Annotated in this window: 30 protein-coding genes; 27 read left to right on the top strand and 3 right to left on the bottom strand. The window is 38.6% G+C overall.

Annotation, left to right across the window (positions count from 1 at the left end; translation table 11 throughout):
* Positions 1-17: 17 nt before the first annotated feature.
* The 24 genes from O2942_00195 to O2942_00310 all read left to right on the top strand — a co-directional run bounded on the left by O2942_00195 (position 18) and on the right by O2942_00310 (position 18,367).
* The gene (locus tag O2942_00195; protein ID MDA0780666.1) at positions 18-602 is read left to right on the top strand and encodes an HK97 family phage prohead protease; all 585 of its coding nucleotides are present in this window, start codon (positions 18-20) and stop codon (positions 600-602) included.
* A gap of 135 nt (positions 603-737) precedes the next feature.
* A complete protein-coding gene (locus tag O2942_00200; protein MDA0780667.1) occupies positions 738-1,934 on the top strand; it encodes a phage major capsid protein in 1,197 nt (398 codons plus the stop codon).
* Positions 1,935-2,115: 181 nt separating this feature from the next.
* Complete coding sequence (locus O2942_00205; GenBank protein ID MDA0780668.1) at positions 2,116-2,562, top strand: hypothetical protein; 447 nt, start codon at positions 2,116-2,118, stop codon at positions 2,560-2,562.
* Positions 2,563-2,642: 80 nt separating this feature from the next.
* Positions 2,643-3,161: a hypothetical protein gene (locus O2942_00210; GenBank protein MDA0780669.1), complete on the top strand. Its 519-nt coding sequence runs from the start codon at positions 2,643-2,645 to the stop codon at positions 3,159-3,161.
* Between the two features lie 12 nt (positions 3,162-3,173).
* On the top strand, positions 3,174-3,548 hold the full coding sequence (locus tag O2942_00215) for a hypothetical protein (protein ID MDA0780670.1): 375 nt from the start codon (positions 3,174-3,176) through the stop codon (positions 3,546-3,548).
* A 5-nt stretch (positions 3,549-3,553) separates the two neighbouring features.
* On the top strand, positions 3,554-3,946 hold the full coding sequence (locus tag O2942_00220; protein MDA0780671.1) for a hypothetical protein: 393 nt from the start codon (positions 3,554-3,556) through the stop codon (positions 3,944-3,946).
* Between the two features lie 2 nt (positions 3,947-3,948).
* Positions 3,949-4,527, top strand: coding sequence for a head-tail connector protein (locus O2942_00225; GenBank protein MDA0780672.1), 579 nt, complete (start codon positions 3,949-3,951; stop codon positions 4,525-4,527).
* A complete protein-coding gene (locus O2942_00230; protein ID MDA0780673.1) occupies positions 4,524-4,844 on the top strand; it encodes a phage head closure protein in 321 nt (106 codons plus the stop codon). The genes O2942_00225 and O2942_00230 overlap by 4 nt, the downstream gene beginning before the upstream one ends.
* The gene (locus O2942_00235) at positions 4,841-5,365 is read left to right on the top strand and encodes a hypothetical protein (protein ID MDA0780674.1); all 525 of its coding nucleotides are present in this window, start codon (positions 4,841-4,843) and stop codon (positions 5,363-5,365) included. Before O2942_00230 ends, O2942_00235 begins: the two co-directional genes overlap by 4 nt.
* A complete protein-coding gene (locus tag O2942_00240; protein ID MDA0780675.1) occupies positions 5,362-5,766 on the top strand; it encodes a DUF3168 domain-containing protein in 405 nt (134 codons plus the stop codon). The genes O2942_00235 and O2942_00240 overlap by 4 nt, the downstream gene beginning before the upstream one ends.
* Before the next feature lie 20 nt (positions 5,767-5,786).
* The gene (locus O2942_00245; protein MDA0780676.1) at positions 5,787-6,206 is read left to right on the top strand and encodes a phage tail tube protein; all 420 of its coding nucleotides are present in this window, start codon (positions 5,787-5,789) and stop codon (positions 6,204-6,206) included.
* 31 nt (positions 6,207-6,237) lie between these two features.
* Positions 6,238-6,558 (top strand): hypothetical protein, encoded by a 321-nt coding sequence (locus O2942_00250; protein ID MDA0780677.1) that lies wholly within the window; start codon positions 6,238-6,240, stop codon positions 6,556-6,558.
* A gap of 220 nt (positions 6,559-6,778) precedes the next feature.
* The gene (locus tag O2942_00255) at positions 6,779-8,515 is read left to right on the top strand and encodes a tape measure protein (GenBank protein MDA0780678.1); all 1,737 of its coding nucleotides are present in this window, start codon (positions 6,779-6,781) and stop codon (positions 8,513-8,515) included.
* Positions 8,512-9,291 carry a discoidin domain-containing protein gene (locus O2942_00260; GenBank protein ID MDA0780679.1) on the top strand — a complete coding sequence of 260 codons (780 nt, stop codon included), beginning with the start codon at positions 8,512-8,514 and terminating at the stop codon, positions 9,289-9,291. Before O2942_00255 ends, O2942_00260 begins: the two co-directional genes overlap by 4 nt.
* The gene (locus O2942_00265) at positions 9,291-11,054 is read left to right on the top strand and encodes a hypothetical protein (GenBank protein MDA0780680.1); all 1,764 of its coding nucleotides are present in this window, start codon (positions 9,291-9,293) and stop codon (positions 11,052-11,054) included. The genes O2942_00260 and O2942_00265 overlap by 1 nt, the downstream gene beginning before the upstream one ends.
* Positions 11,051-11,632: a hypothetical protein gene (locus O2942_00270; GenBank protein MDA0780681.1), complete on the top strand. Its 582-nt coding sequence runs from the start codon at positions 11,051-11,053 to the stop codon at positions 11,630-11,632. The genes O2942_00265 and O2942_00270 overlap by 4 nt, the downstream gene beginning before the upstream one ends.
* 4 nt (positions 11,633-11,636) lie before the next feature.
* A complete protein-coding gene (locus O2942_00275; GenBank protein ID MDA0780682.1) occupies positions 11,637-12,455 on the top strand; it encodes a hypothetical protein in 819 nt (272 codons plus the stop codon).
* A 29-nt stretch (positions 12,456-12,484) separates the two neighbouring features.
* On the top strand, positions 12,485-12,829 hold the full coding sequence (locus O2942_00280; GenBank protein ID MDA0780683.1) for a hypothetical protein: 345 nt from the start codon (positions 12,485-12,487) through the stop codon (positions 12,827-12,829).
* 8 nt (positions 12,830-12,837) lie between these two features.
* Complete coding sequence (locus O2942_00285; protein MDA0780684.1) at positions 12,838-14,130, top strand: hypothetical protein; 1,293 nt, start codon at positions 12,838-12,840, stop codon at positions 14,128-14,130.
* Between the two features lie 44 nt (positions 14,131-14,174).
* Positions 14,175-14,864 (top strand): hypothetical protein, encoded by a 690-nt coding sequence (locus O2942_00290; GenBank protein MDA0780685.1) that lies wholly within the window; start codon positions 14,175-14,177, stop codon positions 14,862-14,864.
* 2 nt (positions 14,865-14,866) lie between these two features.
* Positions 14,867-15,130 carry a hypothetical protein gene (locus tag O2942_00295; protein MDA0780686.1) on the top strand — a complete coding sequence of 88 codons (264 nt, stop codon included), beginning with the start codon at positions 14,867-14,869 and terminating at the stop codon, positions 15,128-15,130.
* A 3-nt stretch (positions 15,131-15,133) separates the two neighbouring features.
* A complete protein-coding gene (locus O2942_00300) occupies positions 15,134-15,556 on the top strand; it encodes a DUF5675 family protein (protein ID MDA0780687.1) in 423 nt (140 codons plus the stop codon).
* Entirely contained in the window at positions 15,549-16,127 is a 579-nt protein-coding gene (locus O2942_00305; GenBank protein MDA0780688.1) for a hypothetical protein, read from the top strand. Before O2942_00300 ends, O2942_00305 begins: the two co-directional genes overlap by 8 nt.
* A gap of 923 nt (positions 16,128-17,050) precedes the next feature.
* Entirely contained in the window at positions 17,051-18,367 is a 1,317-nt protein-coding gene (locus tag O2942_00310) for a tetratricopeptide repeat protein (GenBank protein ID MDA0780689.1), read from the top strand.
* A gap of 223 nt (positions 18,368-18,590) precedes the next feature.
* Here the strand turns inward: O2942_00310 and O2942_00315 are convergent, their stop codons facing one another.
* The gene (locus tag O2942_00315; GenBank protein MDA0780690.1) at positions 18,591-19,481 is read right to left on the bottom strand and encodes an IS982 family transposase; all 891 of its coding nucleotides are present in this window, start codon (positions 19,479-19,481) and stop codon (positions 18,591-18,593) included.
* Positions 19,482-19,629: 148 nt separating this feature from the next.
* On the opposite strand from O2942_00315, the gene O2942_00320 reads away from it, so the two are divergent.
* Positions 19,630-21,462 (top strand): hypothetical protein, encoded by a 1,833-nt coding sequence (locus tag O2942_00320; protein MDA0780691.1) that lies wholly within the window; start codon positions 19,630-19,632, stop codon positions 21,460-21,462.
* Between the two features lie 49 nt (positions 21,463-21,511).
* Positions 21,512-21,823, top strand: coding sequence for an IS630 transposase-related protein (locus O2942_00325; GenBank protein ID MDA0780692.1), 312 nt, complete (start codon positions 21,512-21,514; stop codon positions 21,821-21,823).
* Positions 21,824-21,892: 69 nt separating this feature from the next.
* Here O2942_00325 and O2942_00330 read toward each other — a convergent pair whose 3' ends face one another.
* Together O2942_00330 and O2942_00335 are read right to left on the bottom strand one after the other, a co-directional pair.
* Positions 21,893-22,060: a hypothetical protein gene (locus O2942_00330; protein ID MDA0780693.1), complete on the bottom strand. Its 168-nt coding sequence runs from the start codon at positions 22,058-22,060 to the stop codon at positions 21,893-21,895.
* Complete coding sequence (locus O2942_00335; protein ID MDA0780694.1) at positions 22,053-22,340, bottom strand: hypothetical protein; 288 nt, start codon at positions 22,338-22,340, stop codon at positions 22,053-22,055. Before O2942_00335 ends, O2942_00330 begins: the two co-directional genes overlap by 8 nt.
* Positions 22,341-22,652: 312 nt before the next feature.
* On the opposite strand from O2942_00335, the gene O2942_00340 reads away from it, so the two are divergent.
* A complete protein-coding gene (locus tag O2942_00340) occupies positions 22,653-24,194 on the top strand; it encodes an AAA family ATPase (GenBank protein ID MDA0780695.1) in 1,542 nt (513 codons plus the stop codon).
* The last annotated feature ends 86 nt before the right edge of the window (positions 24,195-24,280 follow it).

Raw genomic sequence — 24,280 nt, forward strand, 5'->3', positions numbered from 1 at the left:
AATTAATAGGTAGAAAAATGAAAGGTGTTGAAAGAAGAGCTTTTAATGTCAGTAATATCGAACTTAGAGCTGAAGGAGAAGGTGAAGATTTAACTAAAAAAATAGTAGGTCATGCTGCCATATTTAATCAACTTTCTGAAGATTTGGGTGGTTTCCAAGAAAAAATCGAACCCGGTGCGTTTAGTAAGTCATTAAAAAATGCAGATGTTAGAGCCTTATGGAATCATGATGCTAATTTTATTTTGGGGCGTAATAAGGCGGGAACTTTAACTTTGAGTGAAGATAAAACAGGTCTTGCTATTGAAATTTTACCACCTGACACACAATTTGCCCGAGACCTAATGGTATCAATGGAAAGAGGCGATGTTACTCAAATGTCCTTTGGATTCAGAACTATAAAAGATAAATGGGAAACCGAAGCGGGAAAGGATATCAGGACTTTATTAGAAGTGGAGATATTTGACGTATCGCCTGTTACATATCCTGCATATACCCAAACTGACGTAGCTTTAAGGTCGTTAGATGTCTGGAAAAAAGACAACAAACCATTTACACCTTCTTTGAAAAGTTACAAAAGAAAACTTGCTTTAGCCAATCTCTAAACACAGTAGGTATGTTAACGTTTGCCAACGGGCCATCGGATTAAATCCGAATTCGTTAACGAATGTCCGTATCTGCTCATCAGATGATGTTTTTAGGACAACAAGTAAAATAAATAATAATTTTAGGAGAAAATAATGTCCCGTATAAATCAACTACGTGAAAAACGTCAATCCATTCTAAATAAATTAGATGAGATGACAAAGACTGCTGACAAAGAAAAAAGAGAATTTGATCAAGAAGAGTCTAATAAATTTGATAAGTTATTTGCAGACAGTGAAAATATAAAATCTGACATACAACGTGAAGAAAAACGTGAGGCTTTGCAGCGTGAAATGGCACAACAGGCTTCAAGTTCTAATAACAATTCTTCGGAAGATTCTAATAATGCAGAGGCTCGGAATAAAAAAATCATCGAATCATTTAGATCGTGGGTTGCATCGGGTCAAGAGAGCCAAGAAATTAGAGCGTTACAAGCTGACTCTGATACACAAGGTGGTTATCTTGTAGCTCCTGAACAATTTGTAATGCAGCTTATAAAAGCTGTTGATGATGTTGTGTCGATAAGAAGGATTGCAAATGTTTTTTCGGTTCCAAATGCAGATAGTCTTGGTGCGGCTTCGCTAGATAATGACCCTGATGACGCAGACTGGACATCGGAGATAGCTACTGGAAGTGAAGACGGTTCAATGAGCTTTGGCAAAAGAGAGCTAAAACCGCATCCGGTTGCTAAAAGGATAAAAGTTTCTAAATCGCTCCTTAGAAAAAGCATGATGAATGTTGAAAGTATAGTGATGGAACGTCTGGCTTATAAATTTGGCGTAACTGAAGAAAAGGCTTTTCTGACAGGTAACGGAAGCCAGCAACCGCTGGGTATATTTGTTGCTTCAAACAACGGAATTCCAACGTCACGTGATGTAAGTAGTCAAAATACTACGACATCAGTGTCGGCGGACGGTTTAATTAATGCGGAAATGTCTTTAAAAGACCAACATAGGGCTAAATCCACGTGGATTTTTCATAGAGACGGAATTAAACAAATTCGTCAATTAAAAGATGGCGAGGGTCGTTATTTGTTGGATCTTAAAAACGGCACAATAAACGGGATTCCATTTGTAACGTCGGAATATGCACCTAACACATTCACTACCGGTCAATATGTAGGAATTATCGGTAATTTTGAATATTACTGGATAGCCGATGCTTTGGATATGGAAATGCAGCGTTTGAATGAGCTTTATGCCGAGACAAATCAAGTTGGGTTCATAGGACGCAAAGAAACGGACGGTATGCCTGTACTTGCCGAAGCATTTGCTCGTGTCAAACTAGCGTAATTCTATAGTATTTCCAAAATTTATTGATAATTGTCATCCCCGACTTGTTCGGGGATCTTCTGTCAATTAAAACAGATCCCCCTATAATTTTCTACGAAAATTCACAGGGATGACATTATTATTAAAAATTAGAAACACTATAGTTTGATTATTTTTTAAATTTTATTACGGAGATTTATCCATGAACTTATTAAAAAATGTGGAATTTCAAGAAGTTCTAGCACCTATAGCAGCCGGAAGTAGTATTAATTCTGACAGCGATATCATTGATATGGAGGGCTTTGAGGGAGTAACTTTTATAACGCCTATTACCGATAGTGCCGATACCGGTGTTGCAACTATGAATATTGAGCAAAATAGTGCTAACTCGGCTTCCGGAATGGCGGCATTATCAGGAGCGATAGCGACAGTTACATCGGCGGCCAATGATGACATTAACGGTCAGTTACTTATTGTTGATGTTTATAGACCAAAAGAGCGTTATTTGAGAGCAAATCTGACAAGTGCTACGGCAAATATTGCCTATGGTAATACTATAGCCGTTAAGTATGGTGCAAAGAAGAAGCCTATTACTCAAGGATCTACGGTAGCAGCATCAACGCAAGTTGTTAGTCCTGCAGAAGCATAATCTTTAATGGTGCCTTATTTAATCGAAGGGCATTAATTTGTCCTTCGTTTTTTTTGATAATATAAAAAACGAGAAGTATTATGTCTAATACAAAAGTATATATGGAACAGGGCGGCAATAAACAGGTTGTAGCCGCCGGTGGTGAGATTAACATTGAAACTGGCGGGGCTTTGAAAATAAACGGCACCGATGTAAGCTCGGAGTTGGCGGAAGCTGCCGGCAAGGCAACAAATGTTACATTTTCATATGCAGCAGCTGCTGCAAATGTGTCCGAGGTAACAATCACGGTTAAAAATGCAGCGGGCACTACAATAGAATCCCCGCACAGCTTAGATGTATATCTGTCTGATGCTGCCACAGGTGCAGGACTGACGGCAACTACTGCAAGCGGTACTGTTACGGCTAAAGCTGCAAGCGGTACTGTTTTGGGTACACTTACGGCTAAAAAGGCTTTACGAGTGCAGACCTTGGCAACCGGTGTTTTTATATTGGAAATAACCGATACTGCTAAAACCGGATTCTATCCGGTAGTATCACTTCCAAATACGGGAGAAACTATTGTCGGTTCTCAAATGGTCACCGGTGATTACGGTGCTTAGAAAGGGTTAATTATGACTTACGCTAAAAAACATATTGTTGAAATTGTTACAAACTCAAGCGGAGATGCTGTTGCTTACACAGAAAAACCACTCAACGGCAAAATCATAAATGCTATTTACGATAAAACAGATTTTGCGGACGGTGTTGATTTTACAATTACATCAGAAACAACCGGACAAAATATATGGACGGAAAGTAATGTAAATGCGTCTAAAACAATATCACCGAAACAACCGGTGCATGATACCGCCGGAGTCGCCGCTTTGTATGCATCCGGAGGAGAGGCGGTTTTGCACGAAATATATGTTGTTGATGAGCGTATTAAGTGCGTAATAGCAAATGGTGGTGACACAAAAACCGGCACAATAACATTTATTGAAGGGTAATTATAATGAAAATCAAATTAAGAACGATGATGTCCGGTCCCCAAGGAACTTTTAACCCGGGATCTGTTTTAGATATTCCGGCTTGCGGCGTTACCGAAAACCAAGCCAATGAGCTGATTGCCTGTAAATATGCAGAACTTATAAGTAATACAGGTGAAAATTTGGCAAGCACATCGGCTAATAACTTAGCAAAAAGCGTTAAAAATATTGAAACTGCAACGATAAATGCTCCTGAAAATACATCAAAAATAAATAATAAAGCAAGTGGTGCCTTTGAAATAAAACATATAGGCGGCGGTTATTACCACGTTTTTGACAGTCAAAATAAACAGGTTACCGAGCAGGCAATAAAAAAATCCGAAGCGATGAAAATACTTAAAGAGCTAACTAAAGGTTAAAAATGATTTATACGGTTGTTACGCCTCCGGAATCCGAGCCTATTTCTATTTCAAAGGCTAAAGATCATCTCCGTGTGGATCACTCCGACGAAGATGATTATATTTTGTCTTTGATAGGTTCCGCAAGGGAATTTGCAGAAAGGTTTACCAGACGGGCTTTAATGACCAAAACCGTTGATTTTAAGATAGATGAATTTCCTATTGATGTAATAGAAGTATCAATGCCTCCTTTGCAGTCGGTTAGTTCTATAACCTATATTGATCCTAACGGAGAATTACAAACATGGGGTTCTTCAAATTATATTGTCGATACAATTAGTCAGCCGGCAAGAATTGCCCCTGCTTATGGCAAAGTTTTTCCGTCAACCAGATGCCAGATGAATGCAGTAACTATTCGGGCTATAATCGGCTACGGAGGAAGTAGCGATATCCCGAAAGAAATTATTCAAGCGATGCTGCAAATGATAGGGCATTTGTACGAACATAGGGAGTCCGTAGATATAGGACGACCGCTTAATGAAGTTCCGATGACAACGAAATATTTGTTAGAGCCTTATAGGGATTTGAGGTTCTTTTCATGATTGCAAATATGAGGGAAAGAGTAAAGTTTCAGACAGAATCTGATGTTGCAGACGGAGGCGGTGGTTTTACAGCCACATGGATTAACCATGTAACGGTTTGGGGGAAAGTTAGTCCCGTTAAAATCGACGAAGAAGCCCAAGCAGACCAGTTGCAAGCCGAAGTTTTGTATAAAATAAAAATAAGATATAGAAGCGATTTAAGTGAAAAAATGCGGATTGTTTGGCAAGGGAAAAACTTGAATATCCGTTCAATTACGAATCCTGACGAAAGAAAAAGATATAATGAGATAATTGCGGAACAGGGAGTAGCAATTTGAAACCGTCAATAGTCGGTATTAGCCGTTTGAAGCAAAGAATAATGAGGATTTCGGCAACGCATGATAGGATAGTAAACGAAATTTTAGAGCAGGCGGCTTTACAGGTTCGCAATAATGCAGTTCATAACGTTCAAAACCGTGCAAAATCAGGCAAGCTTTATGATTGGAGAGCTTTAAGAAAAGGAGAAAAAGCGGATAGATTTGTCAAAGTTAAAGGGCAGATGATACCCGTAAAAGACAGAAAAACGCCGCATAGAGCATCAGCTCCCGGTCAGTCACCTGCCGAGGATGAAGGTGATATGACTAAACATATTGCCTATTTTGTTTCTAAAAAAGGCATGGAAAGAAGGGTTGCAACGATTCGGGGCGGGTATGGAGCTGCTAAGAACCTTGAGTTCGGCTCAAGGGGAATTAAAGCCAGACCGTTTTTGCTGCCGGCGTTTTATAAAGAAAAAAGAAAGTTCCGATTGGAGCTTACAAGGGACGTAAAAAGAAACATCAAAAAATATAGTAAAAAATGACCGGTTATGCTTCTTGGGACATGCAAAAGGCTCTTTATGATGCCTTAACAGGTGATGCAACATTAACGGGTCTTATTACAGGTGTATATGATCATGTCGAGCAGGAAACCGCATTTCCATATGTAACAATCGGGGAGTCGTCAATTAATGCTTTTGATACGAAAGATACTGACGGAATGGAGCATATACTTACTATCAATAGCTGGTCGAGAAAGCGTGGTCGCAAAGAAATAAAACAGATTCATGCGGAAATATATCGAATATTACAAAATCAAAATATAAGTATTTCTAATCAACATATTATTTTGATTCAGTTTGATTTTGAAGAAATTTATTTAGACCCCGACGGTCTGACATATCACGGTGTGTTGCGTTTTCGTTGTTTAACTCAATCTAATTAATTAATTTAGGAGAAATTATCATGGGTGGAATTGCCGGAAGAGGAATGTTGTTTAAAGTCGGTGACGGAGGAAATCCTTCTGAAACATTCACAACATTTGGTGGAGTTCAGAGTGTTTCAGCATCACATTCGAATGGAACGGTTGATGTAACCAATAATGATGATGCAGGGGTTAGGGAGTTGCTTGAGGGCAAGTTCGGTATGGCATCTAGTTTTTCTATATCAGGCGTGACAAAAGATGAGGCTGCGTATGATAGTTTGTTCACTGACTTTCAAGCAGGGACTAAACGAAACTTTCAGATAGTTGTACCCGGCTCAAACGCCGGCGGAACACTTGACTTTGCAGGTATTATAACGGGCTTTGAAGAGAGCGGTGGAACCGATGACCCGTTAGGTTTTAGCTTAACAATTGAGAGCTCCGGAGCCGTAACTAAATCTTAAGGATTAATATAAGGATTAAATATTAAATATTATGAAAATTACTCTTGCAGGTGAAGAAATAGAGTTAAACCCGACATTTGAAAATATCAAGAAAGCTGAGTCAGAAATGGGTACATTTGTAGGTTATGGTACTAGATGCGTCAAAGAAACTGTAACAGTTTCAGATATTGTTAATGCATATTATCATCTTCAATCGACACCATATTCAAAGCCTCAATTATTTGAAAAGATAACGAATGACGGACTAATCAAGCATATGATAAACCTTCGTAATTTAATTGTTCCTCTTTTAACCGGAAAAGAGCCTGAAGAATATGAAAAGGAGGTAGAAGGGCAAGCGGAAAAAAAGTAACTAACGACAGCTATGAAGAGGAACCTTTTCATGCGTATTTTTATGCTGTTGCAATTTTGAACTTTAATATTCAGCCAAGCGAATTTTGGAAAATGCACCCAAAAGAATTTTGGCTTATTTACACCCACGCTACCCGCAAAAAAGAAAACAAAATGAATATCAAAGAGCTTCGAGCACTTATGGATCTTCCTGAAGCACGTCCTTTTGTGAGAAAGAAATAATGGCTACAACAATTGATTCGTTATTAGTAAAATTTGAGGTTAATAACCGACAGCTTAAGGAAGGTTTTGCCGAAGCTAATAACCAAATAACAGGTTTTAGTAATAAGGCTAAGGCTAGTTTTGCATTGATTGCAGGGGCATATAGTGCGGCATTTGCCTTAAAAGGCATGACCGATGTTATTACGAAATTTGAAAAATTAGAAGCCTCACTAATTACAGTGACCGGCAGCTCTGAAAAGGCTGCTAAAGAATTTGAAAAATTACAGGATTTTGCATCTACAACACCTTTTCAATTAGCGGAAGTTGTCGACTCATTCATCAAAATGAAAGCACTCGGTCTTGACCCGAGCGAAAAGGCTTTAAATTCGTACGGAAATACGGCTAGTGCAATGGGTAAGGGCCTTAATCAAATGATTGAGGCGGTTGCAGATGCCTCTACCGGAGAGTTTGAACGGCTAAAAGAATTCGGTATAAAAGCAAAACAAGAAGGAGATAATGTTACATTCACCTTTCAAGGTGTTAGTACTACGATAAGAAAAAACGCAGATGAAATATCAAGTTATCTGCAAAGTATCGGCGATAATCAGTTTGCAGGTGCAATGGAAAGACAGGCAGATACATTAAATGTCGCCTTGTCCAATATGAATGATTCTTTTGACAAATTAATAAAAGCCATCGGAGATGCGGGTCTTACTAACTTGCTGATTAACTCAGCCGATGCTATGAAAGAGCTTGCCGACAACACCCGTGAAAATATACCGTTGATTCAGGAATGGGGAGATAGAATATTATCGACAATGCCTCAAACGGGTGCCGTTTGGAATATGCTCAAATCTTTAAATTCGGAACAGCAAACAAATAATATGCTGGTTAAAGAGGGGATAGATTTACAAACGATGATGGCGGGCAGCGGTATGGGAGGGATTGATCCTAACGCACCGGTTCCTGTTGGTAAGCCTGAAGAAGAGGCGGCTAAAGCGGTAGAAGAGGCTGAAAGAAAAAGAGAATTACTCCAACGGGATTTGGAGATGTTCCAGCAATCTTTAATGACTAAATCTGAATTAGAAGATGAGAATTATGCCGCTAGAATGGAGAAACTTCAAATATTCAAAGAAAATGAATTAATTTCAGAACAGGAATATAATTCATTATTTGAAAATGAGATGATACGGCACCAAGATAAGGCTGAAGAAATTCGCAAGCAAGGTTTAAGCCGATTAGAAAAATTCCAAGAAATGTCATACAAGGATCAGGCTAAAACCGTGTTTGGGGAGCTTGAGAATATAACAGCAGGTGTTGCACAGCATAACAGAGCTTTTTTTGAAGCAAATAAAGTTGCAGCAATAGCAAATGCAACTATAAAAGCATATGACGGTATTAATACGACATGGAACTCATACCCATTTCCAGTTAATGTAGGTATGGCAGCGGCACATGCGGCGGTTGCTTTTCAGCATATTCGGTCTATTAAAAATACATCCTTTTCAGGTGGCGGGGGAGGATCGGCTCCATCAATATCAGGTTCAACACCTGCAGCACCTGTAACGCCAACTACTGGAGCCGGTTCAGGCTCCGGGGGGACGGGTTCGGGCAATGCATCGAGCATATTAGATTTGGTAATAAGCGGAATAACCGAAGATGAATTGTATAGCGGTCGGCAAATCGATAATATTATTAAGGGAATTAATGAAAGAATCGGTGACGGTGCTAGTTTGGGAAGTGTGAGGTTATCGTGAGCGTAGTTATTGACGGAAGTCTTGTCAATCCTGACTATCCGAGGGTCTGTTATAACAATCTTTCTGCTGCAGCTGCTATAACTGCAAGCAGTGAGGCTACCGATTTTGATAAAGAGAATGTTCAGGACGGTTTAACTTCCACATTTTGGAAGCCGACAAGTCAGGATTCTTACCTTGAGTTTGATATGGGCAGTGCCACCACAATAGACTATATAGGCATTGCAGGGCATAACTGTGGAACTCAAGGAAATACTATTAATATACAATATTGGGACGGGGCTTCATGGCAAACTATAGATACGATAACACCGACAGATGATTCGGTTATACTTTTCTTATTTGAAAGCCAAAACAGACAGATTTTTAAAATTGAATTCACAGGCGGAAGCGTACCATCTGTTGCAAGTATATTTATGGGCGTTCAGCTTGTTATGGAAAGGCAGCTTTATGGCGGTCATACACCGATAATATTTGCAAAGCAGCATGTAATAAGACCGAATATTAGTGAGACAGGTCAGTATCTGGGGCGGTCGGTAGTAAGGGAGGGTGCTTTTTTAAGGGCAGACTTTCCGAATTTAACGGCAGCTTGGGTGAGGACAAATATATTGCCGTTTATCGAAGATGCGGTTGACAACCCTTTCTTTTTTGCTTGGAGACCCACAAGTTATCCTGATGAGGTTTGTTATTGTTGGACTGACGGAGACCTTTCGGCTTCAAACATGGGGCAGCGTGATTTGATGCAATTTTCAATTAATGCGAATGCGAAGTTATTATAATGGTTGATGAAAATACTTTAGGTAGAGAGCCTATAACTATTGTAGAAATAGATCAGGATTTTTGCAGCAGAACATATGGGACTTCCCCTTGTACGGCTTCTGTCGGCGTTACGGGTGATTTTAAGTGCTACAATACGTTTGCGACTTGTCAGGATAGTGCGAATTATGAAAAAGGCACGGCTTTAACTTTGAGATTTTGTACTAAGTCGGCAAGCTTCCCCGGTCCTTCGGAAAGTGAGCAATATATATCTATAGTTGAGAGTGTCAGTAGTAATCCTACCGAAATAAATTTAGCAAACGGAAATCCTAATCTAAGCCCTTTAGGCAAAAGAGCAAGTGTTACTATACGCATGAAGGATATCCCTTATAATGATTCGAGGGTTGATCAGTATAAAAGCGATAGGGGGTTTAACCCTTCGGAAAAAAGCACATTTTGGAGGAAGTGGTTAAAAAGGAATCCTTATTTTCAAAACCGATCTTTAAGGGTTCGTGAGGGGTATGTAGGACAAAGTGTTGCAAGCATGAGAACCCGGCATTATATCATCGATAAGATTACAGGTGTTGATAGTAACGACAGGGTGACTATCGTTGCAAAGGATATTTTAAAATTAGCCGATGATAAGAAAGCACAAATCCCGACATCTAACACCGGGTCATTAAATGCAGATATAACGGACGTTGCTACATCTGCCACCCTTTCACCAAGCGGAATCGGTGATGAGGAATATCCGGCTTCAGGCAAATTAAGAATAGGTGACGAGGTAATGAGTTTTACACGTTCCGGGGATAATTTGACATTAACAAGAGCCGTTAATAATACCGAAGCAGATGACCATAGCGAAGGGGATTTAGTTCAGGTTTGTGTTGAATTTGTCGATGAACGGATAGATTCGATCCTTGAAACGCTGCTAAATACTTACGGTAACGTGTCATCTAGCTATTTGCCGACTACAGATTGGGCGGCGGAAGCTGATTCTTGGTTGTCTGATGCAATTTTATCGGCACTTATAACCAAGCCTACCGGTGTAACCACTTTGATAGGTGAGCTTTTGGAGCAAACAGGAAGTGTTTTATGGTGGGACGAGGTAAATCAGGAGGTTAAATTTCAAGCGGTACGACCTGTTCAAGATGAATCAATAACAGATATCACCGAAGAAAATCATATTATAGCTAACAGTTTTAGTATTACCAGAGAGCCGGCTCAAAGGGTGTCGCAGTTATGGTTCTTTTATGATGTTAACGACCCTACGAAAGATTTAAAAGACGAGTCTAATTATAAGAAAGCTCAATTATCTGTTGCTTTGGATAAAGAATCTGAAAATCAATATGACGGTCCAAGTATCCGATCGGTATATAGCAGGTGGCTTACCGAAGACGATGCTGCACTGGCATTATCTACCGCAAGTAAAATTGTTTTGTCATACAAGGATAACCCTGTATATGTGCAGTTTTCGGTAGATGCGAAAGACCGTTCTATCGATGTAGGCGGGGTGTTAAGAATAAGCCACAGGTCGCTGGTTGACCCGCAGGGTGATGAGCTTTCAACTTTATTTTTTGTTATATCTCGGCATGAGGTCGAGAGCGGTCATAAAGTAACATATAAGTGCATTAAGTTCGGCTATATCGGGCGATTCGGGTTTGTTATGGACAACTCGGCAAATGATTATGGCAGTGCGACTCAGGCGGAACTTGATAAGGGGTGTTATATTACAAATGATTCAGGATTGATGTCTGATAGCACCGAGGGTTGGAAAATAATATGACAACTTATACTACTATAAACAACACGGATATTGATGTTGATAGCCCTGTTACAACTAGCTTGATGAATAAACTGCGTGACAATCCTATTGCTATTACTGAAGGTGCGAGCGGTGCTCCTAAAATTCAAGCTGCGGCGTTAGACACCGACAGCGTTACAGCTAATGCCATTGCTGCCGGTGCTGTGGGTTCATCGGAACTTGGAAGTAATGCTGTAAATACGGCAAATATAAATAATGGTGCTATAACGCAAGCGAAGTTAGCATCTGATGTTCAGACTGTTAAGGCGTGGGTTAAATGGAATTCGTCTGAAACGATAGTTGACGATTTCGGAGTAAGTTCTGTCGCGATAGTGACTGGCACAGAGTTGCGTGTTACTTTTGATAGTGCGTTTTCCAACGCTAATTACGTTGGTTCAGGGATACCTTCTCAGCAAGCCGGAGGACAAGGTAATATGCTGAGCATTGGGACTAACAACAGTCAAACGACAACTCAATATTACGTTACTGTGCATCAGGATGATGGCACTGAAAATACCGGTAATACAGAAGTTCACATGATGTTTGCGGGAGATAATTAAGACTATGAATAAGTTAACAAATCAAACTATAATAACTTATAAAAACGATTTTTCCGTTAGTTCCATAATATTTCCTTCAAAAAGTCAAGAAAGATACGGCAAAAGCATTTTTGAAGTTGCCGTAAAGAGTATCGAGGACATAAGGATATTACTAGACAGGATTATGTTGGGCGTATCAGATATAAACGAACTTATAACTTATGAAATTGTTGATGAAAAGGTAGAGCCTACTCAAGAACTGGTTAGAAAAAAAATTAACGGCATTTTTACAGAGGTAATAGTTTACGATAATTTAAATAAAATAATAAAAGTTCAGAAGCCGAACTATAGCAAAATAAGTTCAATACAAGAACAAGTCGACAAAGGTAATATTACTGTAAACTATTTGATAAATCCGGAAAATCAAAAGAAAGAATATTACACTGAAGAAACGGCACTTGCATTTTTAAATAGAAATTCGATAGAAGAATTAAAAAACAAATTCAACTTTGCAATCATAAATCGGTGCGATTTACCAAAAGACTATGCATATTATTTTGATTCACTTTTTTATAATAAAGAAAATAACGTTGTTTTGGTTGATATAAGTAAAGCGAGAGCTATAAAACTGGAAAAAATTCGATTAATCAGAAACCGTAAGTTAGAAGAATTAGACAAGGATTTGATCGTAGCCGAGCGTGATAAAAACAAAGCCAAAATTAAAGAGCTTATGAAAAAGAGGCAGATATTGCTTGATGTTCCTCAAGAATGTCAGATTGAATTGAATAATCTTAGCGATTTTGAAGAGATAAAAAAATTGTCGCATCCGGTATTAGAAAATTAATTTTTATAGATATTAAAACAGTATCAATTATGACAACGAAGCATATCGGTGAACATAGCTTTTCGCTTAAAAAAGGAAGTTTAACTAATAAAAACTTTACGATTTATGATGATTACGCCAATGGTGTAAAAAGGGATTTATCAATTTATAATACCGCTGAAATGTTTGTTACCGATAAAAGGGGAGGTGAATCTTTATTTACCCTTGCAGGCACTATAACACAAGGAACAAGCAATGTTTCTTTCGATATCCCGAAAAGTGACACGGTTAATATAACCCATGATGCGGCTTTTTACACCACGGTTCTTTCTGACAGCGATGATGGTTCGCTTGATTGGAAGTTTTTGGAAGGGACTATTGAGTTTATTGATTAGGGTAGTAAATGTCTAATATTACAATTGTAGTAAATGGTGGTATTGTTGTTGAGGAAGATAGCGATACGATAAATGTTGTTGTCGGTGGATTCAATAACTCAACGACTCTGGTTGATTATAATGCTGTAGGTTCTTATCAAGCGGGTAAAAAGCAAACCTTCAGTCCTGACTCTGATAACGCAGGAATGAATGCAGGTTCTTATGCCGGAAACCCGGCAACATTAGCTAATGCGGATATTTGGTATAATAGCTCGACTAATCAATTATTTGGAAGAATAGGTGGCACTAATGTTGATTTGGGTGCCGGTGGCGGCGATTCTTGGAGTGATGCTGTTGATTCAAATGTTGTACCTGATACGGATAGTGCCTACAATATTGGAAGTGCCTCGTTTAGATTTGCAAACGTTTATAGTGATGCAATAGATATCGGCGGTAATATAACCGTAGGTGGTACGGTAGACGGTCGTGACGTTGCCGCAGACGGCACTAAATTAGATTATATCACCGTAACACAGGCGGTTGATTTAGATGCTATAGAATCAAGAGTTAATGAGCTTGATGCTTCGGTGGTTTTGAAAGGATCGTGGGACGCTTCGGCAGGAAGCTTTCCCGGAGGCGGAACTGCTCAGGCAGGTGATAGCTATATAGTATCAACGGATGGAACGGTCGATAGCGTAGAATTTACGGCAAATGACCGTATAGTTGCTATTACCGATAATGCCTCAACTTCAACATATGCAGCTAACTGGCTAAAACTTGATTATACAGACGCTGTGTTGTCGGTTGCCGGCAAGACCGGAGCCGTAATTTTAGCGGCATCAGATGTCGCAAGCGGAACATTTGCAGATGAGAGGATATCCGAATCAAGTGTTACTCAGCATCAGGCTGCTTTATCTATTGCAGAAAGTCAAGTTTCAGGTCTGGGAACCCTTGCTACCCAAGATTCTGATAACGTATCTATAACAGGTGGCAATGTTGCTGTTAGCGGATTTTTAAATATCGGTGCAGCAATAAATAAGACTATTTCTTCGGGAGCTATATCAATAAGCAGCTCAAATATTATAGTCGATACGGAGAGTGCAGCCGCCTCTGACGATCTTGACACTATAACCGGCGGAACCGAGGGTGACACAGTTTGTTTGCGAGCTTTATCAAGTGCAAGGACTGTTGTTGTAAAAAATGGCACCGGCAATATTTGGTTAGGTGCGGACTTCTCATTAGATAATTTGTTAGACTCTATTAAGTTAATCAAACAAGGTTCCATTTGGCTAAGATATTCCAGTGCAAATAACGGATTGTAAGTAAATTAAGCCGTATTAGAAATTCATTTTTATAGGAGATAATTATGTCAATATTAACATTGCAAGATGCCAATGGTGTTAACCGTGAGAATGTGATTGTAGAGCCTGTCAATCCTAACGGTAAGTGGATTTTATCCCTACACGGAGGCTATGGAAGTCCTGACCAAATGAAGGCTACAACAGCCTTACAAACTTTATTTCCGGAGCATTATATTTGTTTTGCACAAGGAGATAAAATCCTTGCGGACGCAAACGGCAATTTAGTTCACAGAGGTTGGCGGCTTAAAGACGAGGAGAAGGTTGATAACAGATTCTTGAGTGATTTGCTTGAAGAATTTTTAAAACAGTACGGATTGTCATACAAAAACGGGGGTATTATAAGTGCTTCTAACGGTGCTATGGCGGCGATGAGGTTGCTTTCTCATATTGATGAAATGAGTGTTGATTTTCTTGTCAGCGTATCAGGAACTTATAATAGCCCTGAAGATTTTGATTTTACAGGTAGAATTCTGACGATTAACCATCAATTAGATTCTATAGTTCCATATAGCGGAAGTGCTATTTATGAGGCTTTAGATGTGACTATAGAAAAATTTAAAGATTCTGCCGAAGTTTTGGAATCTATTTTGCTAAATAAAAAATTGCAGGATCCGAATTCTACATATCATACTTGGGACGAGCTAAAGTCAATATACCCGAATTTTGACCAAAGGCTTAAATTATTTGTGGGTTAGTAATGAGCGATGAACCTACAAATGCACAACTTCATATATTAATGACGGAAGTAAAAGGTGATATGAAGCTTGTGCTGTCAAAACTTGATGAAATAAATAAATGGCGTGATAACCATGAAAAAAGTGATAAATCCGAACACAATGCAATTCATAAGCGAATATCAGATATGCGTTCGACTATGAGCCATATTGCAATTGTTTCAATCGTTATAGGCTTTGTTGCCGGAGCATTCTCAAAATTAAAAAACATAATATTAGGCGGTTGATTGGTGGAAACATTAATTATTGAAAGGTCGTATTTTAAAGATGCGACAATGGGGCTTATGTACGTGAAAGGTAGGGATAATCCTGTATGGAATACGATAGAAAGGCCTGATTTAAATAATCAGCCTTTTGAAAGCTGCATACCTGAAGGTGAGTATGTTGTTAAGCCTTACTCATCCGATAAATATCCCGATGTTTGGGAGGTTCAGAATGTGAAGAATCGGAGTAAAATACTATTTCATCACGGCAACTGGGCGTTAGATGTAAAAGGTTGTATTGCCGTGGGTCTAGGTTGTGGCTATATGCATCTAAACGGCAATCCTGAAAAGGCAGTATATAGCTCTAAAAATGCCATTAGGCAGATTAAAGACGTAATCGGATATCCTAGTAATTTTAAATTAATAATCAAAGGTAAAAATTATGTATGAAAACGTAAGAAGCAGGATGAAAACCGGTGACGTTATATCTTTTTCCGGAAAAAGTGATATTTCAAATATTATAAAAGCCAAAACCGACAGTGATATTTCACATGTTGCAATGGTCTTAAAAAAACAATTGCTAGACGGCAAGGAAAGAGTTTTAATAATCGAAAGCACATCTTTAAACAACTTGCCCGATATATACACAGGAAAGCTATTCAAGGGCGTTCAGATTCAATATTTAAGTGACCGCATGAATGATTATAGCGGTCAAGTGTATTGGCGAAGGGTACGCAATCCATTATCCGAAGGAGAGAAAGCCAAGCTTGTAATATTCTTGATGATGTTGCATAAAATGCAGATAGAATATGATACACTTGGAGCGATAGGGGCAGGGTGTGACTTATTCGATATATTGTTCGCTAACGTGGAAAATCACGAAAAACTCTTTTGCAGTGAGCTTGTAGCAGCGGCATTTGAACATATCGGGTTATTGCCGAGGGATTATAATACGAGCGAGGCAACCCCTGCTGATGTAATTAAATATCCGTTCTTGGGTGATAGGGTGCAGATTAAATAATTAATCGTTGTTTCTTTTTGATATGTCAACGAAATACATTTCACCGACATGCTAAATAATTACATATAACAAACGGTTACTTATTTGACGGTTATTTGATTGCCTACTTCCTTACTTGCTCAATCAAACCTGACAAAAAATTCTATAGCATTTCAAGATTGAAATGCTATAGGCGTATTGTTACGGAGGCTCGGACTGGCTGGGATTTCTACGCCATACAAGAACAATTCACGCTCTCGCTTATAGGAGGATTCCAGCCCAAGAACGCAAACGGGGCGTTTATCAACTTCGTGAAAAAGAAGGTGGCAACGTCCCCCTGATTTCTTCCTAAGTTTAAGGGCTATTCCTTCAATACTTGGGCTGTTAGAATCCAGTCTTTTCGTGGTTTCAGAAACGCCATGCACAAAAACACTAGGTTTTATGCGGCTTTACACGAGATAAATCCGCGTCAAAAACTCCCCAACTATTACCCATTTGTTGGGGAGTTACACATATTTATTTGCTAATAGTTTTTTTTTCGACTATTTTCTTTACTTCAAGTTATAGCCTCCTCCCCCACCACGAAAGGGAGGGAAATACTTTAAGATAATTTTACGGGGAAAATGAGTTTTATAACTAACATACTAAATTGGTTTTTAGGATTATCCAAAGGGAATAAGGTTGTGCTTATTGCAGCAATTATTTCTGCTTTAGCTACTATCATGGCTCCTTTAGTGGCTGACGATAAGCCTACAATTAAGGCGGAAAAAGGTGGTATTGCAGTTGGTGGTGATATAATTGGCAGTACTATTAACAGTCATAATGGTCTTAAATCAGAGGGCGTTGAAACATTATTAAAACAACAAGAAGACGCCATCAAAACCAAGGATATTGTCATAAACTACAAAGATAAAGAAATCCAAGATATTAGTCAGAAGTATAATGTGTCTGTTGATGCGGTTAAGAGCTTCTTTAAAATTTTGCAAGAGCAGAATGTACCGCCAGAGCAGCATGGGGTAAAATTACAGGAAATTGCTGCTAAATATCTGGAATTAAAGAATCAGCTGGCAAATCTTCCTGCCGATACTTCCACTGCCGTAAGGGCTTTATATAAACAGGCGGAAGAAGCTTTTGAGGCAGGCAGATATGATGAAGCAAAGGAGATTCTAAAACAGGCAGATGATATTGACATTGCCGATATTGAAAAACGCCAGTTGCAATCAGCAGCAAATCTTTCCCGCATTGCCGATATCAGCCTTGTACAACTGCGTTATTTGGAAGCAGCAGACTATTTTGCACAAGCACAAAAACGTGTGCCTGCCAGCAATAATTATATGCGTTGGAGCTATCTTATTGATCAAGCTAATGCTTTACAACAACATGGAGAATATAAAGCTGATAATCAGGCACTGGTTGATGCTATAGCGGTTTATAAGCAAGCTTTGGCACTCGCCCCACAGGCTGACTTTCCCTATGATTGGGCGGAGACGCAAAATAATCTGGGTAATGCACTGCAAACCATTGGAAAGCGTCAAAGCGACAATAAGATGTTAGAGGAGGCGGTCACGGCCTATCGTGAAGCCTTAAAAGAACGTACCCAAGAAGAAGTGCCGCTTCAGTGGGCGAGGACGCAAAATAATCTGGGTGGTGCACTGCAAACCATTGGAGAGCGTCAAAGCGACAATAAGATGTTAGAGGAGGCGGTCACGGCCTATCGTGAAGCTTTAAAAGAACGTACCCAAGAAGAAGTGCCGCTTCAGTGGGCGGGGACGCAAAATAATCTGGGTAATGCACTGCAAAGCATTGGAAAGCGTCAAAGCGACAATAAGATGTTCAATAAGATGTTAGAGGAGGCGGTCACGGCCTATCTTGAAGCCTTAAAAGAATATACCCAAGAAAAAGTGCCGCTTGATTGGGCGATGACGCAAAATAATCTGGGTAGTGCACTGCGAACCATTGGAGAGCGTCAAAGCGACAATAAGATGTTAGAGGAGGCGGTCACGGCCTATCGTGAAGCTTTAAAAGAACGTACCCAAGAAAAAGTGCCGCTTCAGTGGGCGGGGACGCAAAATAATCTGGGTAGTGTTCTTGAGATTATTGGCAAACGTAAGCATGAACCTGCTCTCCTAAAGGAGGCATTACAAGCAACTAATAATACCTATGATGTATATGTTAAAGAGTCTGGGCAGGTGCAGTATGAAGAATATTTCCAGATACGCATCCGCCGATTGGAAGAAGCAATTGCTGAATTTAAGAAATAATTCTTCAAGACTCCCCAACAAATAGGCAGAAGTTGGGGAGTCTGCTATACCGTTTCTGGTGCTTCCGCCTTGGTCTTCTCTTGCGCGGCTCTGGCTTCTTTCTGTGCTTCTTCCTCGGCTTGCTGCGTGTATATAGCATTTCAATCTTAAAATGATTGATTTAAATTGTATTATATAGTTTTAACCAAGTAGGTTTTTATAATGTCATACGCGATGCTCGAGTTTAAGCTGCAATAATATTCTCAAACTGTAACGGAGGCAAACCAAGATTTTTGGCGCATGCCATAGCCACAGTATGGCTGAGGATTTTTCTTGCGATTCTATTGGTCTGGTGCCAGGCATCCCTAGCCCAGACTTTGCTTATATTAAAGCGCTCAGTCAACTGTCCAATGACGGTTTCCACCAGGCGCCTTGTCGATAGTAGCATTTTTACAAATTTTGGATCGCGCTCATCCTGCATGTTGGCTCTGAGGGGCGTTTGCAGGTTTATGCCGATCCCAGCCAGATATTCCTGCAAAGAGGGGCGTATATATCCTTTATCTCCAAGCAGTAGGCCTTTGATATTATTTGTTATTTCAAGCATTGCATCCCGCTCGTCAACATTTGCCGCCGTAAATGTAAATCCAGTTATGCAGCCCTGGCCGCTAATCATAACATGACCGGAAAAACCATAGTATTTTTCCTTCTTACTGGCACAATAGCTATATGCTGCCTCACCTTTAAAGCTTTTGCTCCGCCTAGAGCGGGCATAATGGCAAATGGGCATCGGCACACCATCAACCATGTGCAAATTATCTGCAAATCCGCCAATCTTATGGGCTAATTGTTCCTGAATCATTTGTTTCACAACCCATAAACCAGATGCTTGTTTACCAAATTGTGACCGTGAACCAAGCTTCGGAAACCAGTCATTCCAATGGATTTTAAAGTATTTCCATATTTGTTTATCAGTATCATAACCTAAATATTCTCCTACGATTTCCAGTGTTATTGCCTCAGCATCAGATAATTTAGGCTGTGGGCCGCAACTTCGCAGCCGCTTGCCTGCTAAACAAATTTCTAAATTTTCCGCTACACATAGGTAAACCCATATGATAAAATCCTCTAGTGGCATACTTTGCCTCCTTATTTGTGATGAAATAAGGCTGGAGCACACCACATTCCCTCATTTGTTCAAATTCCATTAGGTATACACAGTATTGTAAAGATTATTTAATATTTAATGTGTATAATAAACTTTACATGATTTTCATGGGGTACATGTGTCTAAAGAAGCAAAAGAACCTCAATTACCTTTAGTGCCGAAGAAAAACGCTGTTTTTCTTAGTTTGGCCAATGGTGCAGCTGATTGGACGCAAGGTTATGTTGCTAGTGTAGCAGAGCATTATGATTTTAACCTCCTTAACAAACCAAATCAGCATCCAGGTTTAGAAAATAGAAGTATTAGTGCTGCGCCAGAAGCTCCTTTTACATTATCCCATACCCATAGCGATAAGGAGAGAGCAGACCAACTTATCCAGTTTTTTAACGACCCAAGTATAAGGATTGGCTTTGATACTGGCGGTGAAGGCATTACCGGCGTATTATATTGGTTTAATAAATATAGGGAAAACCCAGAAGAATATATAGCGGGAAGGAAGGCTGAGGGAAGCAAAATTGATTACTTTACACCCAGACCAGAAACCAAATGGATTACGGATAACAAAATTCTTATTGTATCCAGTGATTCAGAGGAGCTTGGGCCTTATTTCCATAGCAGCGGCATTGCTAATGTGATTCATGCAACAGCTAAAACTCCTACCCATCCGGCAAAGGAGGCTCTCAAGCTGGCGCTTGATGCGCTGTATAATGGCGGCACTTATACTATGGAAAGCAAGCTGGAAGTTGTTGCAGGCGAGCCACTTGCAGCCGTGACCAGTGAGATTGATGTTGCTTCTAGCCGCATGATGGCTAATCAGGATAGGACTGCAACCGGAGCCTTTCAAAAAAGGCAAGGCCATATGTCAATTATTGCTACCGAACTTTATTCTTTTCAAGATTCTTTTATTGGCGGCACTTCCTCTCTTGAGCTTATGCCTGATAAATTAAAGGCCGCGTCCGTTCTAATAATTAATGATGATTATGCAAACCCAAAAGATCCAAAATTACAAGCTGCTAACCCTTCTACTATTGAACAATTATCAAAAAAATATCCTCATTTAACTATTTGCAGCGCTAATTTTGCCCCTTCGCATGGTGATCGCACAGCTTATTCTGTAGGGTTTCCATGCTTATATGGTGCAACCACAGAAATTGGGGTGGATGGTAGCTATAAAATGGAAATTAAGTCCGAGGCTTTAGAAGCGCGGCTTGTGCGAAATACCGAATATCACACATTTATGGAAATATGTAGCCTTGCCAAGGAAAGAGCTCCAAATACAACAGAAGAAGCGCTTTACAAAACCTCACTAGTTGATTATTTAAAGACTTGGCATGGTTGTACGGCCGTTAACCTAGCTGGTAAAGATGTGGTGCTGGATTTAGATAATATACCCAAAACCGCCCCATGGAATAATATAGATATATCATCAGATAACAGAAATTTAGGAAACTTGCTTCTGTCTGGTGGCTTGGATGGTGCAAAATCAATTTCACTAAATGTTAATCTTGAAAATTGGTGGGATGAAAAAACAAAGGCAAAATACCTTGACGGCAAGTATGGCGATGCTGCAAAATCATTCTATACAAAATATCCAACATATGACAATTACGTAATGAGTCCAGATTCCTTATTTAACTCCCCACACAGCCCACTAGTCAAAAGAATCGCCGAACTACAAAAGGACTATGGGCTGAAAGTTAGATTAACTACAGAAATTGGAAGAAAATTAGTAGATGTACAAGAATTTGCAAAGCTAAATACTGATATTAGTGAAGAAAAAAGCCAAAGTGTTACTAAATTATCTGAAGCCAGCCAAGATTCTAAGATAGAAATTGCACATGTAAAGCAAAAATCTGCCACAACTCCCAGTTATATGGCTCCGACCGAATCATGGACTAACAAGATAAATGCTCCACCAGACCCAAAGCCTTTTGCAGATACATTTCGGAGATAGCAACATTTAGCAACAATGACTTTAGATATTCAAACTCGAGCATCGCGTAATGTCATATAGTTTAGATTTGCGCCAAAAAGTAGTTTTATATGTCAACTCTGGTTACAGTCAAGTTTCGGCAGCTAAAGTTTTTGGCCTTGGTGAAAGCACTGTCCGCCGCTGGATTTCAAGGAATAAAGAAACAGGAGATGTCCGCCCTCTGCCGCATGGTGGAGGATTTTCAAGCAAAATAAACGCTGCTGATTTTAAGCAATATGTTGCAGATAATCCTGATAAAACTTTGCATGAAATGGGAGAGTTTTTTGGAATCTCTCACGAAGGTGTCGCATATAACCTACGAAAACATGGTTATCTCTTTTAGTGTCGAAGGGCGGCTCAATAGCCGGAATCATATCCCTCAAACAAAACGGACAATAAGTAACCTTTCCCATCACCTATTCCTTTTTCTTGCTTGCTTTTGCATTTTCCTTTTTTTAGCACGCTTCTTTTGTTCTGCGTTTGTCAGAGTTGACTCATTTGCTTGTCGTGGTGCCGGATCTTTTTGTGGGAGTGATAGTGCCATTATTGTCGATAAAGCCCAAGGGTTCAGTTTATCCATTATCTTTTGCCTCTTTATATGGTATTGAGTTTTCACAGCAGTATTGAGCTATGTTGGTCCAATTATCTGGGCTTAATACCTTTTCATCATCTATAAATTCCATCAAGCCATGTATTTTGCTTTCAGAAATATTTTTATTAAAAACATCTGTTTGGATAGCCTCGATTAGATAATGAAGCTGTCCTAGTGACAGCACATAGTTACCATCTTTGTTTGGTGCATGTTGGTTATCAATCAGTTTCTGTACTTCGTCTATCGGGTAGTATTTGTTGTTTGACATAATTATCCTCATAATTTCTTATTAATATCAAGGACAAGTTTGTTATAGAATTAGAACTGTAAATTTATGAATATTTGTATCATAGAAGATAATCTGATTTATATTAATCAGGCGGTTAATATAAATCAGATTTAATATATAGTGATACAATTTATTTTATTATTTTATTGTATTATAAAACAAATTTAAGTTATACGCTCCTTTTTTGTAATCAGTAGGTTGTCAGTTCAAGTCCGACAAGCGGCACCATTTTTTCTTTTTATATTTCAATGCATTGCTAGCCTTTGTGGTTTTTTCTATAAAAGGTGAGAGATGCTTAGTACCCTTTTTGTGTCTTTTAAAAAACGTAATAATGATTTCAGGAAATATATTATTTATATTAAAAATAAATTTTCTGCATCATTGCAAAAAATGCCTTTTGGAGTTTATTTTATGTCAAATGATAATAAAAAATTTAATATTTGCTTCCCGCAGTCTGATTATATAAATGAATTTAGCGATTTAGAGTTAGAATGGGGTGGCTCAATTGTATTAATTGGCTCTAACGGCTCTGGCAAAAGTCGTTTGGGTTGGTGGTTAGAACAAGATCTTTACAAAAAGCGTGGAATACATACATATAGAATATTAGCTCAAAAAAGTCTTTTTTATAACAGCAGTAATATTAATGTAGATAACTCTAAAAATACCAGTACAAGGTTGATGTATGGCTTAAATAGTTTTATGCCTGAAATATTAGAAAATAAGGAAAACGCTTTTCAGTATCGTATAAGTCATAAATACAAAAATAATCCTATTACAACTTATAGTGATGATTTTATTTTTTCAATAACTAACTTATTAAGTGTAGTGGCAAATGAAAAAGAAAAATTTATTTCTGATCATAAGGCAAAGTACGAGTTAGGAATTAATCTTGAACCAATACAAACATCAGCAGACAATTTAATTGAAATATGGGATTCTATTATGCCACACCGGCAAATACAATTTAAGGAGCAATGCGTATATGCTAAATCTTCAGAAAATGGAAGTATAGAGTATGATGCATCTGCCATGAGTGATGGTGAGAGGGTAGCATTATATTACCTATGTGCATGTTTAAGTATGCCCTCTAATACTGTTATAATTGTTGATGAACCTGAGAGCCATTTGCATAAATCATTAAATGAAAAATTATGGCAAAGTATAATGCGGAAGAGAAAAGATTGTTTTTTTATATTCATTTCTCATGATTTGGATTTTGCAAGCAGCTTTAATCAGGATACAAAGAAAATATGGATAAAAGGCTGCAAAATTAATAAAGAAAACATTAAGGAGCCATTATATGACTGGCAAGAAATAAATAGTGATGAAAATGAGATACCAGAGGATCTTTTACTAAAAATATTGGGTTCAAGAAAGAAAGTTCTATTTTGTGAGGCTGAAGATAAAAATTCATTAGATTACAAGACTTTTTCTAATGTATATGAAGATTTTTTAGTTGTTCCGGTCGGTGGTTGTGAACAAGTAAAGAGATACAATGATAAGAGAGGGTTTTTAAAAAAATTTAATTATGAATCATTCTGTATAATTGATAGAGATTATATGGATAAAGACGAAATATCCTCTTTAGAATCAAAAGGAATTAAGATTACGGACGTATCTGAAATAGAAAATGTTTTCTTAAAAGAGCCAGTCTTAGATTTTGTATGTAAGCAGCTACATATACAAAATATCCAACAAGCTATCAATAAAGTAAAAGAAAATGTATTCCAACTAATAAATGGAGAAATTGAGAGTCAAGCTCTTAAAAGGACTAAAACGCAAGTATTGCATGATTATCAAGATATGAAGTGTCGCAAGATGCTAAAGCGTTAGAAACTAATTACAATGACTTCGTAAAGATTGATATAAGTAAAATCTACAAAGAAAATGAGAAGATATACAATGATATATGTAATAGT

The sequence above is a fragment of the Pseudomonadota bacterium genome (assembly GCA_027620075.1).
Lineage (GTDB): Bacteria > Pseudomonadota > Alphaproteobacteria > Rickettsiales > UBA6187 > 1-14-0-20-39-49.